Consider the following 16547-nt stretch of genomic DNA (forward strand, 5'->3'; position numbering starts at 1 on the left):
CACGGTCTAGAAGCCGGCCGTGATGCGGGTGAACTCCCAGTTGGGCTGGGAGATGCCGCTGCACTCGGAGCCCGCGTCGCCGCCGGGGCAGGGACGGTCGCGGTTGACGGCCCAGTAGGCCAGACGGGTCAGGCCCTTGGACTTGGCCCAGTCGCGGATCTGGGTCCAGGCCGCCACGGTGGTCAGCTCGCCCTGGTCGGACAGGCCGTTCATGCCGGAGATGCCCATCCGGGCGTACGCCTGCGCGTCGGTCCAGCCGTTGGCGGCCTTGAGCGCGTTCTTCAGGCCCTCGGAGGAGCTGACGGTGGCGTTGTAGATGTTCGAGGCGCCGAAGTTGAACGGCATGATCGTGTAGTTGTCGATCGGCACGGCCAGCGCCTTGGCCTGGTTGATCAGGCGGACGCCGGTCGAGCTCGGGCCGTTGATCCCGGTACCGAAGGTGACGGCGATCTTGACGTTCGGGTTGTTCTGCTTGACGATCTTCAGGCCGTTGAGGATGCGGTCCTGGACGGTGTAGTTCTCGAACTCGTCGGTGTTCTCGATGTCGAAGTCGACGACCGCCGGGCCGACGGCGTTGATGACCTGCTGCACGGCTCCGGCGAAGGCGGCCGGGGTGGAGCAGTTCGGGCCGAGCTTGTTACCCGACCAGCCGCCGAAGGAGACCTGCACGCTGCCGCCCGCGGCCTTGATCTGGTTGATCGCGGCCTGGTCGGTGCCGCCGGTCAGCGGCCTGGAGCCGTCCCAGCGCGGGGTGCAGCCGCCGCCGGACAGGATGAACGCCATGGTGAAGGACTTCACGCCGGTGGTGCTCATGATCGTCGCCGGGCTCGGCGGGTTGCCCCAGCCCATGTAGAGGTACGGTGCCCCGGCCATCTTGCCGGCCGGAGGGGGCGTGGTGCCGCCGTCGCTCGGGGCGTTCCACTTCTGGTTGGCGGTGCCGGTGCAGGTCCAGATCTGCAGGCGGGTGCCGTTGGCGCTGGACTGGCCGGTGGCGTCCAGGCACTTGTTGGCGGCCGGGTTCACGAGGTCGCGAGCCGCGCTGTAGGTCCACTGCTGCGCCGAGCTGCCGTTGCAGTCGTACAGCTGGATCTGCGCTCCGTTGGCGGTGGAGGCGGCGGTGACGTCCAGGCACTTGCCGAGGGCGCGCACGGTGCCGTCGCCGTTGCGGGTCCACTGCTGTGCCGTGCTGCCGTTGCAGTCGTACAGCTGGATGGCGGTGCCGTTGGCGCTGCTGGCCGCGGCGACGTCGACGCACTTGCCGCCGATACCGGTGATCTGCCCGGTGGCGGCGGCGGCCGGCGACGCGGTCGTCACGCCGGCGAGGGCGAGGACGACGACGGTGAAAATCCCGCCGAGAGTGGTGGGGAGCGAGATACGACGGCGCCGGCGAGGCGACTGTCCGGTGTCCATGCGCGGACTTCCTTCCGTCTTGGGGAGGCGACGTACGGGTGACGCCACGCCCGGGTGGGGACGCGACGCGCGCGTGACGTCACGACCCGTATCAGGGGGGTGACATGCGGGTGGTGCCGGACACGGCGAGCGTGCTTCCCGCGAGCGGCCGCACGGTGGCCCGGGGCGGGCCCGCCTCGCGGCGGCACGCGCTTGCTCGGCGCGTCCTGGGCCCTGCCGCGACGGATACGGCAGGGGGAACGGGGACCTTCACGGGCGGTGGGGCGGCCAGTGCGCCCCGCGCTCGTGACGGGGTGTGGTCAGGGCGGTGGGGCGGGCGCGATCGTCACGCCCGTCGCCGGCCGGTGTCAGGGGAGGCGAGTCATGGGGGGTCCCTTCACGGCAAGGTCTCGCTTGCCCGGGACCTTAGGCCAGCCTTCATTCTCAAGTCAATACAAGCAGTAAAAAAAGCGGCACGCCCCCGGGTTCCGGTTTGCACGAAACGCTGTGGATCGATGGGAAAAAGGAAAGTTTACTAACTGTGGAAGCCCTGACGGGAACGTTCCATGCGGTGGTGTTGTCAGGATCTTCTGTCAGGAAATTCGGGGCCGGTGGAGGGAGGGACGCGCGCGGCCCGGCGCGGTGGTGTGCCCGGCCGGGGTGCCGTTGCGTTCCGGTGCCACGTGTGCGCGGCACCGTACGCTCCGTGTCGTATGGGCGTGGCACCGTACGCTCCGTTCTGCCCGTGCTTGCCCGCGCCGTCCTGTGCCGCCGTGTGCCGCCTGTGTTACTCGTGTCGCCATGCGTCGCCGGTGCGGGCCCGCGCCCGGTGGCGGGACGCCGTTCGGATCATCCGTGGCGTGGCGTTATTCGGTGTCCTTACCGACTTTTCGTGTGGTGTGATGTCCGGTAGGTGGCGAGCCCTCGCGCGCCGCCAGGCGAGCGACAGTGGGGTCCAGATCATGCTTCGTGGAGACAGGGTCCTGCTCAGGGCCATCACCAAGGAGGACCTGGTCCCGCTCCACCGGCTGAACGACGATGTGGAGACGGCGGCCGGAGCCATCACGACGCCCTGGCTTCCCGAGACGCTCGACCAGGCGATCGCCCACTACGAGCGGCGCAAGCCCGACCCGGCCAACGTCGAGTTCGCCGTCCAGTCCCTCTCCGGGGATCTGCTCGGGTCCTGCGTCGTCTGGGGGATCGACACCCTCAACCGCAACGGGCACCTGGGCATCTCGCTGCTCCCCGAGGCGCGCGGCCACGGCTACGCCCCTGACGCGCTGCGACTGATGTGCGACTACGCCTTCCGCATCCGCGGCCTGAACCGGCTGGGCCTGGAGACGCTCGCCACCAACAGCGCGATGATCGCCGCCGCGGAGAAGTCCGGCTTCCAGCGCGAGGGCACGCTCCGCAAGCACGCCTGGGTGGCCGGGTCCTTCGTCGACGAGGCGCTGTTCGGCCTGCTCGCCTTCGAGTTCCGCGACCCGCGCACCACGAAGGATCTGTGAACGATGAAGACCTGGCTTCCGATCGGCCTCGGCGTCCTGCTCGTCCTGGCGGGCGGCCTCTGGGCGCTCCAGGGTCTCGGCTACGTGGGCGGCAGCTCCATGAGCGGCGCGCGGGAATGGTTCTGGATCGGCCTGGCCACCCTCGCCGTCGGCCTCGTCCTCGCCGTCCTCGCCGTCTCCGCCCTCCGCCGGGGCCGCCGCCCCCGGTGAGCGGGGCCGCCGTTCTCGCGGGGTGACCGGTACGGCCGCCGTCGCGTGAAGGCGGTGGCCGTACCGGCCCCGACGCCGTCCGGGTGTCCGGTGGCATCGGGAACGGCACGGCCACGGGGGCGGTGTGTCCCGTACGGGCGCGCGGGTGACCTGACGCCCGCCTAGCGTTTGCCGCCGGAGTTGCCGGAGCCGTCGAGTCCGGCGCGGCGCAGCGCGTCGGCCATCGCGCCGCTCGGCGCGTTGCGCTGCCGGTCGCCGCGCCCCTGACCGCCCTGTCCGCTCTGCCCGCCGCGCCCCTGACCGCCTTGCCCGCCCTGGCCGCCGCGTCCCTGCCCGCCACCCTGCCCGCCACCGCGCCTGCCGCCGCCGTCGCCCTGGCGCTGACCGCCACCGCCCTGCTGGTCGCGCTGGTCGCGCTGGTCGCGCGGCCCACGGGGACCTGCAGGCTTGACGTCGTCCTCCAGCCGGAGGGTGAGCGAGATGCGCTTGCGCGGGATGTCGACGTCGAGCACCTTCACCCGGACGATGTCGCCGGGCTTGACCACCTCGCGCGGGTCCTTGACGAAGTTGTGCGACAGCGCCGACACGTGGACCAGGCCGTCCTGGTGCACGCCGACGTCGACGAACGCGCCGAAGGCGGCGACGTTGGTGACCACGCCCTCCAGCAGCATGCCGGGGGTGAGGTCGGAGAGCTTCTCCACGCCCTCCTTGAAGGTCGCGGTCTTGAAGGCGGGTCGCGGGTCGCGGCCCGGCTTCTCCAGCTCGGTGAGGATGTCGGTGACGGTCGGCAGGCCGAAGGTGTCGTCCACGAACTCCTGCGGGCGCAGCGCCCGCAGCGCCGTGCCGTTGCCGATCAGGGACGCGAGGTCGCCGCCGGTGCTCTTCAGGATGCGCCGCACCACCGGGTACGACTCCGGGTGCACGCTGGAGGTGTCGAGCGGGTCGTCGCCGTCGCGGATGCGCAGGAAGCCCGCGCACTGCTCGAAGGCCTTCGGGCCGAGCCTGGGGACCTCCTTCAGCGCCTTGCGGGAGCGGAACGGGCCGTTGGCGTCGCGGTGCTGGACGATATTGTCCGCGAGCCCGGAGCCGATGCCGGAGACCCGGGTGAGCAGCGGCGCCGAGGCGGTGTTGACGTCGACGCCGACCGCGTTCACGCAGTCCTCCACCACGGCGTCGAGCGAGCGGGAGAGCTTGGTCTCGGCGAGGTCGTGCTGGTACTGGCCGACGCCGATCGACTTGGGGTCGATCTTGACCAGCTCGGCCAGCGGGTCCTGCAGCCGCCGCGCGATCGACACGGCGCCGCGCAGCGACACGTCCATGCCGGGCAGCTCCTGCGAGGCGAACGCGGAGGCGGAGTATACCGAGGCCCCGGCCTCGGACACCACGATCTTGGTGAGCCCGGGGACCAGCTTCACCAGCTCGCCCGCGAGCTTGTCGGTCTCGCGCGAGGCGGTGCCGTTGCCGATGGAGACGAGCTCGACATCGTGCTTCTTGGCCAGCGCGGCGAGGGTGGCCAGCGACTGGTCCCACTGGCGGCGCGGCTCGTGGGGGTAGATGGTGTCGGTGGCGAGCACCTTGCCGGTCGCGTCGACCACCGCGACCTTCACGCCGGTGCGCAGCCCGGGGTCCAGCCCCATGGTCGCGCGGCTCCCGGCGGGCGCGGCGAGCAGCAGGTCGCGCAGGTTCGCGGCGAACACGCGCACCGCCTCCTCCTCGGCGGCCTGCCACATGCGCATCCGCAGGTCGATGCCGAGGTGGACGAGGACGCGGGTGCGCCAGGCCCAGCGGACCGTGTCGGCCAGCCACGCGTCGGCGGGCCGTCCCTGGTCGGAGATGCCGAAGTGGTGCGCGATGCGGCCCTCGTAGGTGCCGGTGGGCTCCTGCTCGGGCTCCAGGGTGAGGGTGAGGATCTCCTCCTTCTCCCCGCGGAACATCGCCAGGATCCGGTGCGAGGGCAGCTTGGTGAACGGCTCGGCGAAGTCGAAGTAGTCGGAGAACTTGGCGCCCCCCTCCTCCTTGCCCTCGCGGACCGCCGCGACCAGGCGGCCCTTCGTCCACATCCGCTCGCGCAGCTCGCCGACCAGGTCGGCGTCCTCGCCGAACCGCTCGACCAGGATCGCGCGGGCACCCTCCAGCGCGGCGGCCGCGTCGGCCACCCCCTCGCCGACGAACGCCTCCGCCGCGGCCCGCGGGTCGACCGACGGGTCCGACAGCAGGCCGTCGGCGAGCGGTTCGAGCCCCGCCTCCCTGGCGATCTGCGCCTTGGTCCGCCGCTTGGGCTTGTACGGGAGGTAGATGTCCTCAAGACGGGCCTTGGAGTCGGCCGCCAGGATCTGCGCCCGCAGGGCGTCGTCGAGCTTGCCCTGGCCCTGGATCGACTCCAGGATCGCGGTGCGTCGCTCCTCCAGCTCCCGCAGGTAGCGCAGCCGCTCCTCCAGCGTGCGCAGCTGCGTGTCGTCGAGCATCTCGGTGGCTTCCTTGCGGTAGCGGGCGATGAACGGCACGGTCGCCCCGCCGTCGAGCAGGTCCACCGCCGCACTCACCTGTCGCTCGCGCACACCCAGCTCTTCGGCGATCCGCTGATGAATAGACGTGGTCACGATCTCTCTTCCTCTGTGATGGCGGTCTCCAAGCTACCGCCTCACCCCCTTGGCGGGCCGGGGAGCCGGAGGGACGAATCACCTGAGATCAGGAAAAGAACCATGTGGCCGTACGGGAAGCGGGGACGTCAGGGCAGTACCTCAAGGGTGGGGGTGAGCCGGGTCCACTCGACGGTCGCCCCGGCCGCGTTGCCGCCGGGGGTGCCGGTCACCCAGTGCGTGAGCTGGGGGCTCTCCCTGCTGTCCTGGATCACCCAGGTCGCCCCGGTGTCGGCGCCGTCCCTGAACAGGCGGGCCGTCCCCGCGCTGTCCACCCGTACCCTCCAGGTCGCCGTCCGTCCGGCCGCGTCCAGTGAATAGGCCTTCTCCCAGACGGCGGAGCCCTTGCGCATCGTCCAGACCCCGCTCCGCTGCACGGTCAGCATGAGCCGCCTGGCGCCGTTGGCCACCTTCGCGCCGAGACAGACCCCGTCGCCGGTACGAGGGTCGAGCGCGCTGTCGTCGTCCACCCGGCCGCGGAACTCCAGGGTGAAGTCGCACCCCTTGGAGGCGTCGAGGGGGAAGGAGGCCCGGCACGACGCGGTGCCGGTGCTCGCGAGCCGGAGCCCGCCGCCGGAGCCCCCGGTGACCCGGGCGCCGCCGCCCAGCGTCCAGCCCCTCGCGTTCGCGCCGGTGGTCCAGTCGCCCGCGGCGAGGGGCGCGCCGGAGAGGGGACGGGAGATGTCGAGCCTGGCGACCTTGATGTTGGTCTGGTTGTGCTCCCAGACGACGAAGAACCGGCCGGGTTCGTACTCGTCGGCGCTGGGGTAGACATCCCACCCCCGGGCCGCGCCCTTCGTCAGCCGGGGGCCGTCGGCGAAGAGCCGCGCCGGCTCCCAGGGCTCGCCCGGCCGCCTGACCTTGTAGTAGAGCACCTCACGATACTGGTCGGGCTTGCTCGCCGAGGAGCCGGTGAACGGCCCGGCCAGCGTGTTGAAGACGGCCAGCTGCCGGCCCGCCGAGTCGCGGGTGAAGAACGTCTTGACGTAGTAGTTGGGCAGGTCCGCGTCCAGCCTCAGCGGCGACCACGTCAGCCCGCCGTCGGTGCTGGTCGCCGTGGCGCTGTGGGCCGCGCCCGTGCGGTAGCGGGCGTCGCGCGCCGCCGCCGAGGTGCCGCTCCTCAGGTCCAGGGCGCGGGTCACCATCACGAGCGTCCCCGGGTCGTCGTGGGAGAGCGCGATCTGCGGCTCCTCGATCGCCACTCCCGGCGGGTTCTCCGCGAGCGCGCCGGTGGTCCAGTTCACCAGGTCGGCCGAGCGCAGCACGCCCGCCCTGTTCGTGCCGTCCGCGTGCCGCCAGTACGGCACCAGCCACACGCCGCCGAACCGCAGCGGCTTGCCCGCGACGACCACGCCCCTGCCGTTGTCCGGCACGCCGACGGTGACGGGGAAGGCGGTCCACGTACGGCCTCCGTCGGTGCTCCTCCTGACGACCAGCGAGGTGGGGAAGCCGTCGACGTCGCCCTCCCGGTCGCGGTCGCGCTCGACGGAGATCAGGCCGAGCAGCGCGTACAGCGTGCCCGCGTCGTTGAGGAAGATCACGTAGTGGTAGCGGGTCGTGGCGGTGGCGGCGGCGAGCGTGCCCACGGTCCAGGTCAGGCCGCCGTCCTGCGAGCGGGCGTACATGATGGAGCCCTGGTCGGTCGGCGCCGGGTCCCGCGCGTCCTTGACCCCGGCCCGCCAGGCGACCACCAGCCGCCGCCGGTCCAGGGCGACGATGTCGGGAACCCGGTTGCCCTCGTGGGCGAGCTCCCCGTCGGGGCTCCTGTCGACCTTGCCGTACACGGTGACGGGAGGGCTGACGTCCGATCCGACGATCTCGGTTTCCGGCCAGGGCATGGATCACAGCGAACAGGGGGCGGATGGACGGGAGGTTGCCGGGGGGTGAAGCCTGCCCGGCCGTCGTCCTCCTCGGTCCCACCCGACAGGGTTCTTTGGGCGGGAATGTCCAGCCAATGAAAACCGTTATCACCGGCATCGTGCGATCCACCACCCCGAGAGGAGCCGACCGTGGCCAGGAACGAGGTGCGCTCAGTGATCAAGCTGAGGTCCACCGCGGGCACCGGTTTCACCTACGTGACCCGCAAGAACCGGCGTAACGACCCCGACCGGCTCACCCTCGTCAAGTACGACCCGATCGTCCGCCAGCACGTCCCGTTCCGAGAGGACAGATAGCCATGAAGAAGGGCATCCACCCCGAGTACCGCCCGGTCGTCTTCCGCGACCCGAGTGCCGGTTTCGCCTTCCTGACCCGTTCGACCGTCGACAGCCGCAAGACCGTCGAGTGGGAGGACGGCAACGTCTACCCGGTGGTCGACGTCGACGTCTCCTCGGCGAGCCACCCCTTCTACACCGGACGCGGCCGGATCGTCGACACGGCCGGACGCGTCGAGCGTTTCAAGCAGCGCTACGGGAAGCGCTGACGCCGGACGGATCCCGGCCGGTCCGGCCCGGCCGGGGCCGCGGCCTCCACGGGAGTACGCGGCGGGAGTGCCGCTCACGGTCCGGGCCGGTGCCGTCAGCCGCAGGTGATCTCGGTGAAGGTCGGGGGAGTGGTGGCGGCTCCCACGAAACCGATGTCGGAGACGGTCGCCCCCGGCGGCAGCGACGGCTTCTCCTTGGGAGCGTGGATCATCGCGACGGGACCGCTCTGCATGTGGGTGCCGTTCCACGACTGCCTGAAGGTCGCCTCGCGCGGCTGCATCCACTGGATGTACCAGTCACGCATCGGCCGGTCGGTGGTGTTCTCGATCGTCGCGGTGCCCCGGTAGCCGCCCGGCCACGACTCCACCAGGGTGACCGTCGCCCGGCACCTCGCCGAGGCCGAAGCCGAGGTTGAGGCCGAGGTTGAGGCCGTGGTCGTCGTGGTCGTGGTCGTCGCCGGAGTGTTCTGGCGGGCGTTCCCCTGGGCGGACGGGGACGCCGGGGCGGCGCTGTGGGAGGGCGGGGAGAGCGGGTGCGCCACGGCGTGCCCGCCCTCCCCGCCCTCCGCCGTCTGTCCGGCGCAGGCCGCCGCGACCAGGGCCACCGCCGCTCCGAGCGAGACGAGACCCAGCAGTGAGGCGATCTTCGTGGTGGGCGGCACGGGACTCCCTTCCGCCCTTTCACGAGGGCGCGGCCTTTCACGAGGACGTGGCCTTTCGCGAGGGCGTGGCCTTTCGCGAGGGCGCGGCGGCCAGGCGGTTCGCCGGACTGTCCGCCCCGCCCTGTTCCGCCGGACCGGCGCGACAGGGCGGGGCGGGCGCGGGCCGGTCCCCGCCGGTGCGTACCGGCGGGGACCGCGTCCCGCTAGGGGCTGGTGCAGGTGACGGTGGGGGAGCCGCTGGTCCCCGTCCCGGTGAATCCGAAGGTGGTCGAGCCGCCGCCCGCCAACGTCCGGTTCCAGTCGACGTTCTTCGCCGTGACGGTGGACCCCGACGTGGTGTGCGTGGCGTTCCACAGGCTGTTCACCGCGCTGCCGCTGCCGAGCGTCCACCTCGCCGTCCAGCCGTTGATGACGGCCGTGCCCGAGTTGCGTACGGTCACCTCGGCCTGGAAGCCGCCGGACCAGGAGCTGATGATCCGGTAGGTGGCGCTGCACGCCCCGCCGGGGCCGGGCGTCGGCGTCACGGTCGGGGTGGGCGTCGGGGTCGGGTTCGGGGTGGGTGTCACGGTCGGGTTGGGCGTGGGGCCCGTCCGGCCGACACCGGTCACCTCGCCGTTGCCGCCGTCGAAGACGACGTCGGAGCAGTTGTAGAACGTCTCCGCGCTGTCGGAGCGCTTCCACACCGAGTAGATGATGTGACGGCCCGACTTGCCGGACGGGAGCGTGGCGTTCCAGTAGTAGTGGGCGTCGTTCGTGCCCGGCGAGCCGACGCTCTGCGGGTGGTCGGCCGTGTGGAAGGGTTCGCTCTCCAGGTCGTCCCAGGTCAGCGCGCGGTTAGGGTTCCAGCCGTCCTTGGTGATGTAGAGGTAGAACCAGCCGGGGTGCGCGGCCCACTTGTTGTACTTGAACTGGATGGGCGCGCCCGAGGTCAGGTGCGTCACCGGCCAGTTGGCGCTCGGGAGGTCGTACCCGCTGTAGCCGGGGTTGCCGCCGCTGCACGCCTGGCCGTCGGGGATGAACCCGCGGGTTCGCCCGGCCCCGTCGGACCGCAGCAGGCTGAACCAGTTGTACAGGGAGTTGGCCCCGCTCTGGGCCACCGCCGCCGAGCACGCCTGGTTGATGGGCACGATGTTCCCCTGCGGGGAGAGACCGTCCTGCCAGCAGAAGAAGGTCCGGCTGCCGGGTGTCATCATGGCGCCGTGCGCCGAGGCCGACTGGGGAATGAGGACGACGGCAAGAAGCGCGGTCATGAACGTGACCACACCGGCGATAGCCATACTTCGCCATTTACTCACAGAATTACCCTCCCTTTCGAGGGGTGACGAGCCGCTGATCAATGGCGGTGAGGCGCTCACGCGAGACGGACTCTAGGTCGCCGATCCCGGGGTGTAAACGAAGCGCCTTTCCCGTGGTGCGGCGACGACTCGTCGTACCAGTTCAGGGAGGGTGTGCGGGGGTTTCGCGAGATGAAAGGTTCACGGCCGGAGCCGTGTCCCCGTGAGGTTTTCCCGTGCGGCTTCCGGGAGATGGGAGAAAGCCGTGCGGGGGATGGAAGATCGGCCGGAAGGGCGTTCCGGCCGATCCTCGCCGCGGCCCGGCCCGGGACGAAATCCCTTTTCCGGTACGGCTACCGCGTGTTTCCCGCCGCGACCTTCTCCAGCGCGGGGCCGGAGAGCCGGTACCTGTCCCATTCGCCGAGCGGTTCCGCGCCGATCGCCCGGTAGAAGTCGATGGCCGGGGTGTTCCAGTCGAGCACCGACCATTCGAAGCGGCCGTAGCCGCGCTCCACGCAGATGCCCGCCAGCGTGGCGAGCAGCTTTTTGCCGTACCCGCCACCCCGGTGGTCGGGGTGGACGAAGAGGTCCTCCAGATAGATCCCGTGGGTGCCGAGCCAGGTCGAGTAGGAGACGAACCAGATCGCGAACCCCGCGATCCTCTCCCCGTCGACGGCGATGTGGCAGAACACGCTGGGAGAGGGGCCGAAGAGCGTCTCGTGGAGCATGCCGGGGGTGTTCCGGACCTCGTCCAGCGCTCTCTCGTACTCCGCGAGTCCACGGATCATGTCGATGATCGCCGGGACGTCGTCCGGCGTTGCGGGGCGAATCATGCCCGAAGTCTAGGTGCGGGTCGGGGACACGCCTGTGTCAAAAAGGGATTTTTGGTGATAAAAGATGTTATATGGGGTCGCTTGGCTGGACGGGGCGCCCCTCCCGTAAGTTGTCTGCTGATCGAAGTGCGGGTCGTTGAGAGAGGTGGGTCACCATGTCGACAGAGCCCAACGGGGAGCGTCTGGCGGAGCTCAGGCAGGCGTTCGCGGCCATCGACACCGATGGCGACGGGTTCATCACGGAGCGGGAGTTCGGTGCGCACTTTCCCGCGCTGCCCGCCGAGGCCATCGGGTCGCTGAACCAGAACGGTGACTCCGACGGCGACGGCCGGTTCTCGTTCGAGGAGTTCGTCCGCCTGGTCTCCCGCGACTGATCCGCCTCCCGCTCCCGGAAGCGGACCCTCCCGGAAGTGGCTTCGCGCTCGTCGCCGGAACCGGCGGCCCCTTCCGGGAGCGGGTCCCTTCCCCGTCCGGGCCCTCCGCCGACGGGAGTTCCGTCGATGAGAACGTTGACGGGAACGTCGATGGGGAACGGTTGATGGGAACAACGGGAACAGGGCGGGGTCAGCGCGAGACGGGGACGATCCCGTCGTAGACCTCGCGCAGTGACTCCTCGACGGTGGAGTCGATGGGGAACGCCTCTCGCAGCCTGGTCAGGTCGAGCAGGCGGCCTAGGAATCCGTGCACGCCGACGAGGCGCAGCCACCCCTTCCGCTCGTAGGCGCGCCGCAGGCTCGTCAGCAGCACCCAGATGCCCGTGGAGTCGCAGAATCCCAGCCCCGTCGTGTCGACGATCAGGCAGACGTGGCCGCGTCTCATGAAGTCCGTGAGTCTCTCCTCAAGCAGGGGTGCCGAGGACTTGTCCAGATCGCCGATCAGAGTCACCACGGAGAAGTGTGGATGCGCGTCCACAGTGACGGATAGTCGAGTCATATCGCCCCGCTGTCTACGGCAGTTGGAGACAGCGCCCTGTTGGGAGCCGTACGAAGGACGGGTGCCATTGGCCCCACCGTACGCCCGTCGCTCATGACAGTTCAACAAGCGATTGTGAAACGCCGGCGGTCAAATATCCCGGTGGCCTGGTGCCGCGACCCGTTCCGGTCACCCGGTCCCGAGCATCGTCACCCCAGGTCGTCGCGGTAAAACAAGCCCCCACGGCGCCTCGGCGACCCCCCTCGGGCGCCCGCGCGGAGCGGTGAACAACGGGACACCGTTTACCCCGTTCACCCTCGGGCGCGCCGGGAGAGAGGGGGCGCCGTTTGTCCTGTTCGCCCTCGGGCACGCCAGGAGAATGGGAACCACTGATCCGGCGGTGCTCACCGTCAACGCGGGATCGTCGAGCCTCCAGCTCCACCTCGTCCGGGACGGCGAGGTCCTGCGCACCGAGCACAGCGAGCGGAGCCCCGGCCCCGAGACGGCCGAGCGGGCGATCACGGACTTCCTCGACGCCGCCCCCGGCACGGACCTCGCCGCGGTCGGCCACCGCCTCGTCCACGGGGGCGAGGCCGTACGGGAGCCGGTGGTCGTGGACGACGGCGTGCTGGAGGCGGTACGGGAGTACGCCGACCTCGCCCCGCTGCACGTGCCGCCCGCCCTCGCGCTCGTCGAGGCCGCCCGGCGCAGGCTGCCCGGCGTCCCGCACGTGCTCTGCCCCGACACCGCCTTCCACGCCGGGCTTCCCGACGCCGCCGCCACCTACGCGCTGCCCGCGGAGTGGAGGAGCCGCTACGGGTTGCGGCGCTACGGCTTCCACGGCCTGTCGTACGCCTGGGCGCTGGGGCGGGCCGCGGAGCTGCTCGACCGGCCCGCGGGAACCCTCCAGGTGGTCCTGGCCCATCTCGGCGGAGGCTCCTCGGTGTGCGCCGTCCGCGAGGGCCGCAGCGTGGACACCTCGATGGGGTTCACCCCGCTGGAGGGGGTCCCGATGAGCAAGCGGTCGGGGAGCGTCGATCCCGGCATGCTGCTGTGGCTGCTGTCCGGTTCCCGGCTCACGCTCGACGAGCTGCGCGACGGCCTGGAACACGGGTCGGGACTGCTCGGGCTCTCGAACGGGAAGTCGGGCGACACCCGGGAACTGGTCGCCTCGGGGGATCCCGCCGCCGCGCTGGCTCTGGAGGTGTTCGAGCACCGGGTGAGCCGGGAGATCGCCGCCGCGGCGACGAGCCTGGACCGGCTCGACGCGCTCGTGTTCACCGGCGAGATCGGCTGGGACCAGCCCGAGGTCCGCGAGGCCGTCTGCCGCAGGCTCTCGCTCCTCGGCGTCGAGCCGCCCGCCCGTACCGCTCCCGACGCCGACGCCGACGGTACGGTCAGCGCGCCCGGCGCGTCCGTGCCCGTGCTGGTGGTCCGGCCGAGAGAGGAACTGCAACTCGCTCGCGACACTCTCGGCGCGCTCGGCTGACATCGCCGAGAGGCAGGCGCGAGGGCCGTTCGTCCTCAAGGCCGTTCGTCGCCGTCGCTGTCGGTCCGACGGATTCGACGGGTCGGGGGAGTTCGATGGATCCGGGGAGTTCGGCGGGTCCGGGGAGGGAGAGTTCGGCGGGTTCGTCCGCGAGTTCTCGCGGGGCGGCCCGCCCCTTCCGTGTCCCTGCCGGGAAGGAACGGGGCGGGCCGCCACACTGATCGCGGAGACGGTGGAACGGTCTGCCCCGCGAAGGGGATCCGCTCCTACGGGCGGTCGCCGAGATACTAGGAGGCGGCCACCGAAGCCGTGACCGGCTGCCCGGCCGAGAGCGTCTGCCGCATCGGCTTGCCGACGTTACGCGCCGTGTTGGGGCCTTCCGGCGCCTCCTGGACGTCCGCGGGATTGATCCGGCCGCCGTGCTCGTCGTGGTGGTCCGCGTCCGCGTCGTCGAACCACACGCCGCCGTCCGCGAGATAGCGGAAGCGGATGGGCTGCCGTGCGGGGACCATCAGGCTCACCTGGTAGGTGCCGTCGTCCCTGCGTTGCATGGGATGGGCGTAGGGGTCCCAGCCGTTGAAGTCGCCGACCAGCGAGACTCCTCCGACGGTCGGGCTCTCCGCTATGCTGAAAGTCAGCTTGACCTGGCCGTTCTTGGTCGGCTTACCGCGCTTGATCACTGAAGTCCTCCTGACATCGCTGTCTCCGTGCGTAACGTGCCGTGATCTTGGTTGCGGAAAGACGTGAAGATCACGCCAACTACCGGATCGCGCCGACATGGATGTGACGCGACCAGGAGGCCGACGCCCAGTCACGGCCGAACCGTCGATCCATATGGATCGTTACCGCCCGTAGCGGCGGGACAACCCGGACAGACCGATATTTGATCGGCATCACGTCCGACTTTGACCGGGTCATGATGGTTGCCCGGTCCCGGCCGGAGACGGGTGCGCGTCGGCCAGGATGGTGGGGTGAACATACGGCCGATCTCCCCGTCGTCGCTGGTGGAGCGACTCGCCGACCGGGTGGCCGCGGAGCCCCGCGACTCCTGGGTGCGCGTCGCGCTCGACGGGGCTCCGGCGGCGCGTCCGGAGAGCCTCGCCGACGCGCTCGTCGAACCGCTCCGGCTCCGCGGCAGGGAGGTGCTCCGCGTCTCCACCGCCGACTTCCTGCGCCCGGCCTCGCTCCGCTTCGAGTACGGCCGGACCGACCCCGACTCCTTCTACGCCGACTGGTTCGACTACGGAGGGCTGGCCAGGGAGGTCCTGAAGCCGCTCGATCCCGGCCGGTCGGGGAAGGTGCTGCCCACGCTGTGGGACAGCGCCGTCGACAGGGCCACCCGCGCGCCCTACGTCACGGTTCCCCCTGGCGGGGTGCTGCTGCTGGCCGGACCCCTGCTGCTGGGCCGGGGGCTGCCGTTCGAGCTCACCGTGCACCTGCGGCTCTCCCCGGGCGCGCTCGCCCGGGGCACCCCGGACGAGCGGCGCTGGACGCTGCCCGCCTACGCGCGCTACGAGGAGGAGGTGGCTCCGGCGGAGGTCGCGGACGTGGTCGTCCGCGTCGACGACCCGAGACATCCGGCCCTGGTCACCCGGCCGTGACCCGTCCCCGGACGGAAGCCCGGACGGGGTGACGGGCGGACGCGGAGGCAGGGCGCGTCCCTCGGGACGCGCCCTGCCTCCGATCGTCCGGCGGTGGCGCTACACGCCCGCGCGCGAGGGAATCCTGCCCTCGGAGTCGGAGTACGAGCCGCGGAGCGAATCCTGCTCGATGGAGGACCCCATCTCCTCGCGGGTCTCCTCCATGCGCAGCGCGATCCCGATCGCGAAGAAAGTCGGCGCCCACTCGCCGATGAAGATCCCCCACCGGTCGGCCCGGTCGACCCCCGCGCTCTCCTTCGAGTTCGACGTGAACCACACCGCGACCGACGCGCCGATCGAGGCGAGCCCGGCGACGTACATCGTGCTGGACTTTATGCCCATCTTGTGAAGCGTATTGATCATTTCATCCCCCTGATGATGGTTCGTTCTTATGGTTACCCCGGGAAACCATGGATAACCGAATGTGACGAACCGCAGGTGGGGGATCCCCCGGACGGGTGGACGTCGTCGTCTATGTCGTCCCGCGTGGTCGCACGTGGTCGTGCTCGTCCTCCCCGCCGAGGCGTTTGAGGAGGTCCTCGCGCCGGGCTTCGAGCTCGCCGACAAGGATCTCCTGCTCGTCGGCCTGATTGATCATCATCGACCGCTCGGCGGGGTCGGTGGGGCCGACCTCACCGACCTGCCTCCGCATCTCGGCGACCTCGGCGCGCAGCCTCTCCAGATCCTCTTCGACTTGCCGCAGTTCTTCCTGAAGGCTCATTCGCTGTCCATACCCCTGCGTCCGGCTTCAACCCCACGGCCCCGGCCGTGTCGCCCCGGTCCGTGACCTCGACGGCCGGGAGATACTTCGCGGTGGCGGGAACCCGGCCGGCCCGGCCGGTGTACCTCCCGCATGAGACGAATCCTTCTCCTCCTGGCGTTCATCGTCCCCCTGCTCGCCCTCGGTGCCCCGGCGCGTGCGGGAGGCTGGGCGCTCACCGTGATGGACCCGGTCCCGGCGACGAGCCCGGACACGACGTACACCCTCGGCTTCTGGTTGCTCCAGCACGGCACCCACCCGTACGAGGGCGCCGACCTGGGTGAGGTCGCGCTGAAGTTCACCGACGGCAAGAGGACCTTCCAGTTCTCCGGCGTGGCGCTCAAGGAGCCCGCCCACTACGCCGCCGCGGTCTCCCTGCCCAAGGGCACCTGGGAGGTGGAGGGAATCCAGGGCTGGTTCTCGCCCTACCCGATCGGCACCCTGACCGTGCCCGGCGGGCTGAAGGTCGCCCCGGTTCCCAGGGAGTTCAGGCAGATGATCGCCAACCAGCCGCCGCAGCGAGATCACTGGGGTGTGATCCGCCCGCCGAGTGTGCCCGTCGGCGACGTCACTCCCGGCACTCCTCCCTCCAGGGCCGCCACCCCCACCCCCGCCGCCACTCCGGCGGCGGCGCCCGCCGGAGGCTCGCCGGGGGAGACGACCAGCGTCGCGATCATGGAGCAGGGATCCTGGTGGCGACCCTCGTACGTGATGGCGGCGCTTGCGGGGGCCGCCGCCATCACGTTCCTCGTCCACCGGGTACGGCGGCGCTGACCGACGGGACGGGTACGGCGGCCCCGAACGCCGTG

General features: G+C 70.8%; 18 protein-coding genes. 8 read left to right on the forward strand and 10 right to left on the reverse strand.

Annotated elements, in window-relative coordinates:
- Positions 1-6: 6 nt before the first annotated feature.
- Positions 7-1410 carry a ricin-type beta-trefoil lectin domain protein gene (locus ACSC1Q_RS13820; RefSeq protein ID WP_436759088.1) on the reverse strand — a complete coding sequence of 468 codons (1404 nt, stop codon included), beginning with the start codon at positions 1408-1410 and terminating at the stop codon, positions 7-9.
- A gap of 941 nt (positions 1411-2351) precedes the next feature.
- On the opposite strand from ACSC1Q_RS13820, the gene ACSC1Q_RS13825 reads away from it, so the two are divergent.
- Positions 2352-2897 carry a GNAT family N-acetyltransferase gene (locus ACSC1Q_RS13825; protein WP_436759089.1) on the forward strand — a complete coding sequence of 182 codons (546 nt, stop codon included), beginning with the start codon at positions 2352-2354 and terminating at the stop codon, positions 2895-2897.
- 3 nt (positions 2898-2900) lie between these two features.
- The gene (locus tag ACSC1Q_RS13830) at positions 2901-3107 is read left to right on the forward strand and encodes a hypothetical protein (protein ID WP_436759090.1); all 207 of its coding nucleotides are present in this window, start codon (positions 2901-2903) and stop codon (positions 3105-3107) included.
- Positions 3108-3268: 161 nt separating this feature from the next.
- On the opposite strand, the gene ACSC1Q_RS13835 is transcribed toward ACSC1Q_RS13830, so the two are convergent.
- Positions 3269-5707 (reverse strand): Tex family protein, encoded by a 2439-nt coding sequence (locus tag ACSC1Q_RS13835; protein ID WP_436759091.1) that lies wholly within the window; start codon positions 5705-5707, stop codon positions 3269-3271.
- Positions 5708-5835: 128 nt separating this feature from the next.
- The gene (locus tag ACSC1Q_RS13840) at positions 5836-7584 is read right to left on the reverse strand and encodes a sialidase family protein (protein WP_436759092.1); all 1749 of its coding nucleotides are present in this window, start codon (positions 7582-7584) and stop codon (positions 5836-5838) included.
- A gap of 171 nt (positions 7585-7755) precedes the next feature.
- Between ACSC1Q_RS13840 and rpmG the strand changes: the two genes are divergently transcribed.
- Together rpmG and ACSC1Q_RS13850 are read left to right on the forward strand one after the other, a co-directional pair.
- Positions 7756-7920 carry a 50S ribosomal protein L33 gene (gene rpmG, locus ACSC1Q_RS13845; RefSeq protein WP_329084587.1) on the forward strand — a complete coding sequence of 55 codons (165 nt, stop codon included), beginning with the start codon at positions 7756-7758 and terminating at the stop codon, positions 7918-7920.
- A gap of 2 nt (positions 7921-7922) precedes the next feature.
- Positions 7923-8168: a type B 50S ribosomal protein L31 gene (locus ACSC1Q_RS13850; RefSeq protein ID WP_436759093.1), complete on the forward strand. Its 246-nt coding sequence runs from the start codon at positions 7923-7925 to the stop codon at positions 8166-8168.
- A gap of 95 nt (positions 8169-8263) precedes the next feature.
- Here the strand turns inward: ACSC1Q_RS13850 and ACSC1Q_RS13855 are convergent, their stop codons facing one another.
- From ACSC1Q_RS13855 to ACSC1Q_RS13865, 3 genes are all read right to left on the reverse strand, one after another.
- Positions 8264-8830, reverse strand: coding sequence for a cellulose binding domain-containing protein (locus ACSC1Q_RS13855; RefSeq protein WP_436759094.1), 567 nt, complete (start codon positions 8828-8830; stop codon positions 8264-8266).
- Positions 8831-9033: 203 nt separating this feature from the next.
- Positions 9034-10080, reverse strand: a complete 1047-nt coding sequence (locus ACSC1Q_RS13860; RefSeq protein ID WP_436759095.1) for a lytic polysaccharide monooxygenase auxiliary activity family 9 protein — start codon at positions 10078-10080, stop codon at positions 9034-9036.
- Positions 10081-10457: 377 nt separating this feature from the next.
- Positions 10458-10937 carry a GNAT family N-acetyltransferase gene (locus ACSC1Q_RS13865; RefSeq protein WP_436759096.1) on the reverse strand — a complete coding sequence of 160 codons (480 nt, stop codon included), beginning with the start codon at positions 10935-10937 and terminating at the stop codon, positions 10458-10460.
- A 155-nt stretch (positions 10938-11092) separates the two neighbouring features.
- Here ACSC1Q_RS13865 and ACSC1Q_RS13870 point away from each other — a divergent pair, with 155 nt between their 5' ends.
- Positions 11093-11311 carry an EF-hand domain-containing protein gene (locus tag ACSC1Q_RS13870; protein ID WP_436759097.1) on the forward strand — a complete coding sequence of 73 codons (219 nt, stop codon included), beginning with the start codon at positions 11093-11095 and terminating at the stop codon, positions 11309-11311.
- Positions 11312-11501: 190 nt separating this feature from the next.
- On the opposite strand, the gene ACSC1Q_RS13875 is transcribed toward ACSC1Q_RS13870, so the two are convergent.
- Positions 11502-11870, reverse strand: a complete 369-nt coding sequence (locus tag ACSC1Q_RS13875) for an STAS domain-containing protein (RefSeq protein WP_436759098.1) — start codon at positions 11868-11870, stop codon at positions 11502-11504.
- Positions 11871-12228: 358 nt separating this feature from the next.
- On the opposite strand from ACSC1Q_RS13875, the gene ACSC1Q_RS13880 reads away from it, so the two are divergent.
- Positions 12229-13338, forward strand: a complete 1110-nt coding sequence (locus ACSC1Q_RS13880; protein WP_436759099.1) for an acetate/propionate family kinase — start codon at positions 12229-12231, stop codon at positions 13336-13338.
- A gap of 287 nt (positions 13339-13625) precedes the next feature.
- Here ACSC1Q_RS13880 and ACSC1Q_RS13885 read toward each other — a convergent pair whose 3' ends face one another.
- A complete protein-coding gene (locus tag ACSC1Q_RS13885; RefSeq protein WP_436759100.1) occupies positions 13626-14018 on the reverse strand; it encodes an isoamylase early set domain-containing protein in 393 nt (130 codons plus the stop codon).
- Between the two features lie 291 nt (positions 14019-14309).
- On the opposite strand from ACSC1Q_RS13885, the gene ACSC1Q_RS13890 reads away from it, so the two are divergent.
- Positions 14310-14939 (forward strand): nucleoside/nucleotide kinase family protein, encoded by a 630-nt coding sequence (locus tag ACSC1Q_RS13890; protein WP_436759101.1) that lies wholly within the window; start codon positions 14310-14312, stop codon positions 14937-14939.
- 99 nt (positions 14940-15038) lie between these two features.
- On the opposite strand, the gene ACSC1Q_RS13895 is transcribed toward ACSC1Q_RS13890, so the two are convergent.
- Together ACSC1Q_RS13895 and ACSC1Q_RS13900 are read right to left on the reverse strand one after the other, a co-directional pair.
- Positions 15039-15320: a hypothetical protein gene (locus tag ACSC1Q_RS13895; RefSeq protein WP_436759102.1), complete on the reverse strand. Its 282-nt coding sequence runs from the start codon at positions 15318-15320 to the stop codon at positions 15039-15041.
- Between the two features lie 130 nt (positions 15321-15450).
- Positions 15451-15699, reverse strand: coding sequence for a hypothetical protein (locus ACSC1Q_RS13900; protein WP_436759103.1), 249 nt, complete (start codon positions 15697-15699; stop codon positions 15451-15453).
- 132 nt (positions 15700-15831) lie between these two features.
- Between ACSC1Q_RS13900 and ACSC1Q_RS13905 the strand changes: the two genes are divergently transcribed.
- A complete protein-coding gene (locus tag ACSC1Q_RS13905) occupies positions 15832-16512 on the forward strand; it encodes a hypothetical protein (RefSeq protein ID WP_436759104.1) in 681 nt (226 codons plus the stop codon).
- The last annotated feature ends 35 nt before the right edge of the window (positions 16513-16547 follow it).

It is taken from the genome of Streptosporangium heterodermiicola, from assembly GCF_051390675.1.
Lineage (GTDB): Bacteria > Actinomycetota > Actinomycetes > Streptosporangiales > Streptosporangiaceae > Streptosporangium.

Coding starts and splice junctions, on each gene's coding strand:
- ACSC1Q_RS13820 (WP_436759088.1), bottom strand. CDS start 1,410: ATGGACACCGGACAGTCGCCTCGCCGGCGCCGTCGTATCTCGCTCCCC.
- ACSC1Q_RS13825 (WP_436759089.1), top strand. CDS start 2,352: ATGCTTCGTGGAGACAGGGTCCTGCTCAGGGCCATCACCAAGGAGGAC.
- ACSC1Q_RS13830 (WP_436759090.1), top strand. CDS start 2,901: ATGAAGACCTGGCTTCCGATCGGCCTCGGCGTCCTGCTCGTCCTGGCG.
- ACSC1Q_RS13840 (WP_436759092.1), bottom strand. CDS start 7,584: ATGCCCTGGCCGGAAACCGAGATCGTCGGATCGGACGTCAGCCCTCCC.
- ACSC1Q_RS13850 (WP_436759093.1), top strand. CDS start 7,923: ATGAAGAAGGGCATCCACCCCGAGTACCGCCCGGTCGTCTTCCGCGAC.
- ACSC1Q_RS13860 (WP_436759095.1), bottom strand. CDS start 10,080: ATGACCGCGCTTCTTGCCGTCGTCCTCATTCCCCAGTCGGCCTCGGCG.
- ACSC1Q_RS13865 (WP_436759096.1), bottom strand. CDS start 10,937: ATGATTCGCCCCGCAACGCCGGACGACGTCCCGGCGATCATCGACATG.
- ACSC1Q_RS13870 (WP_436759097.1), top strand. CDS start 11,093: ATGTCGACAGAGCCCAACGGGGAGCGTCTGGCGGAGCTCAGGCAGGCG.
- ACSC1Q_RS13875 (WP_436759098.1), bottom strand. CDS start 11,870: ATGACTCGACTATCCGTCACTGTGGACGCGCATCCACACTTCTCCGTG.
- ACSC1Q_RS13880 (WP_436759099.1), top strand. CDS start 12,229: ATGGGAACCACTGATCCGGCGGTGCTCACCGTCAACGCGGGATCGTCG.
- ACSC1Q_RS13895 (WP_436759102.1), bottom strand. CDS start 15,320: ATGGGCATAAAGTCCAGCACGATGTACGTCGCCGGGCTCGCCTCGATC.
- ACSC1Q_RS13900 (WP_436759103.1), bottom strand. CDS start 15,699: ATGAGCCTTCAGGAAGAACTGCGGCAAGTCGAAGAGGATCTGGAGAGG.
- ACSC1Q_RS13905 (WP_436759104.1), top strand. CDS start 15,832: ATGAGACGAATCCTTCTCCTCCTGGCGTTCATCGTCCCCCTGCTCGCC.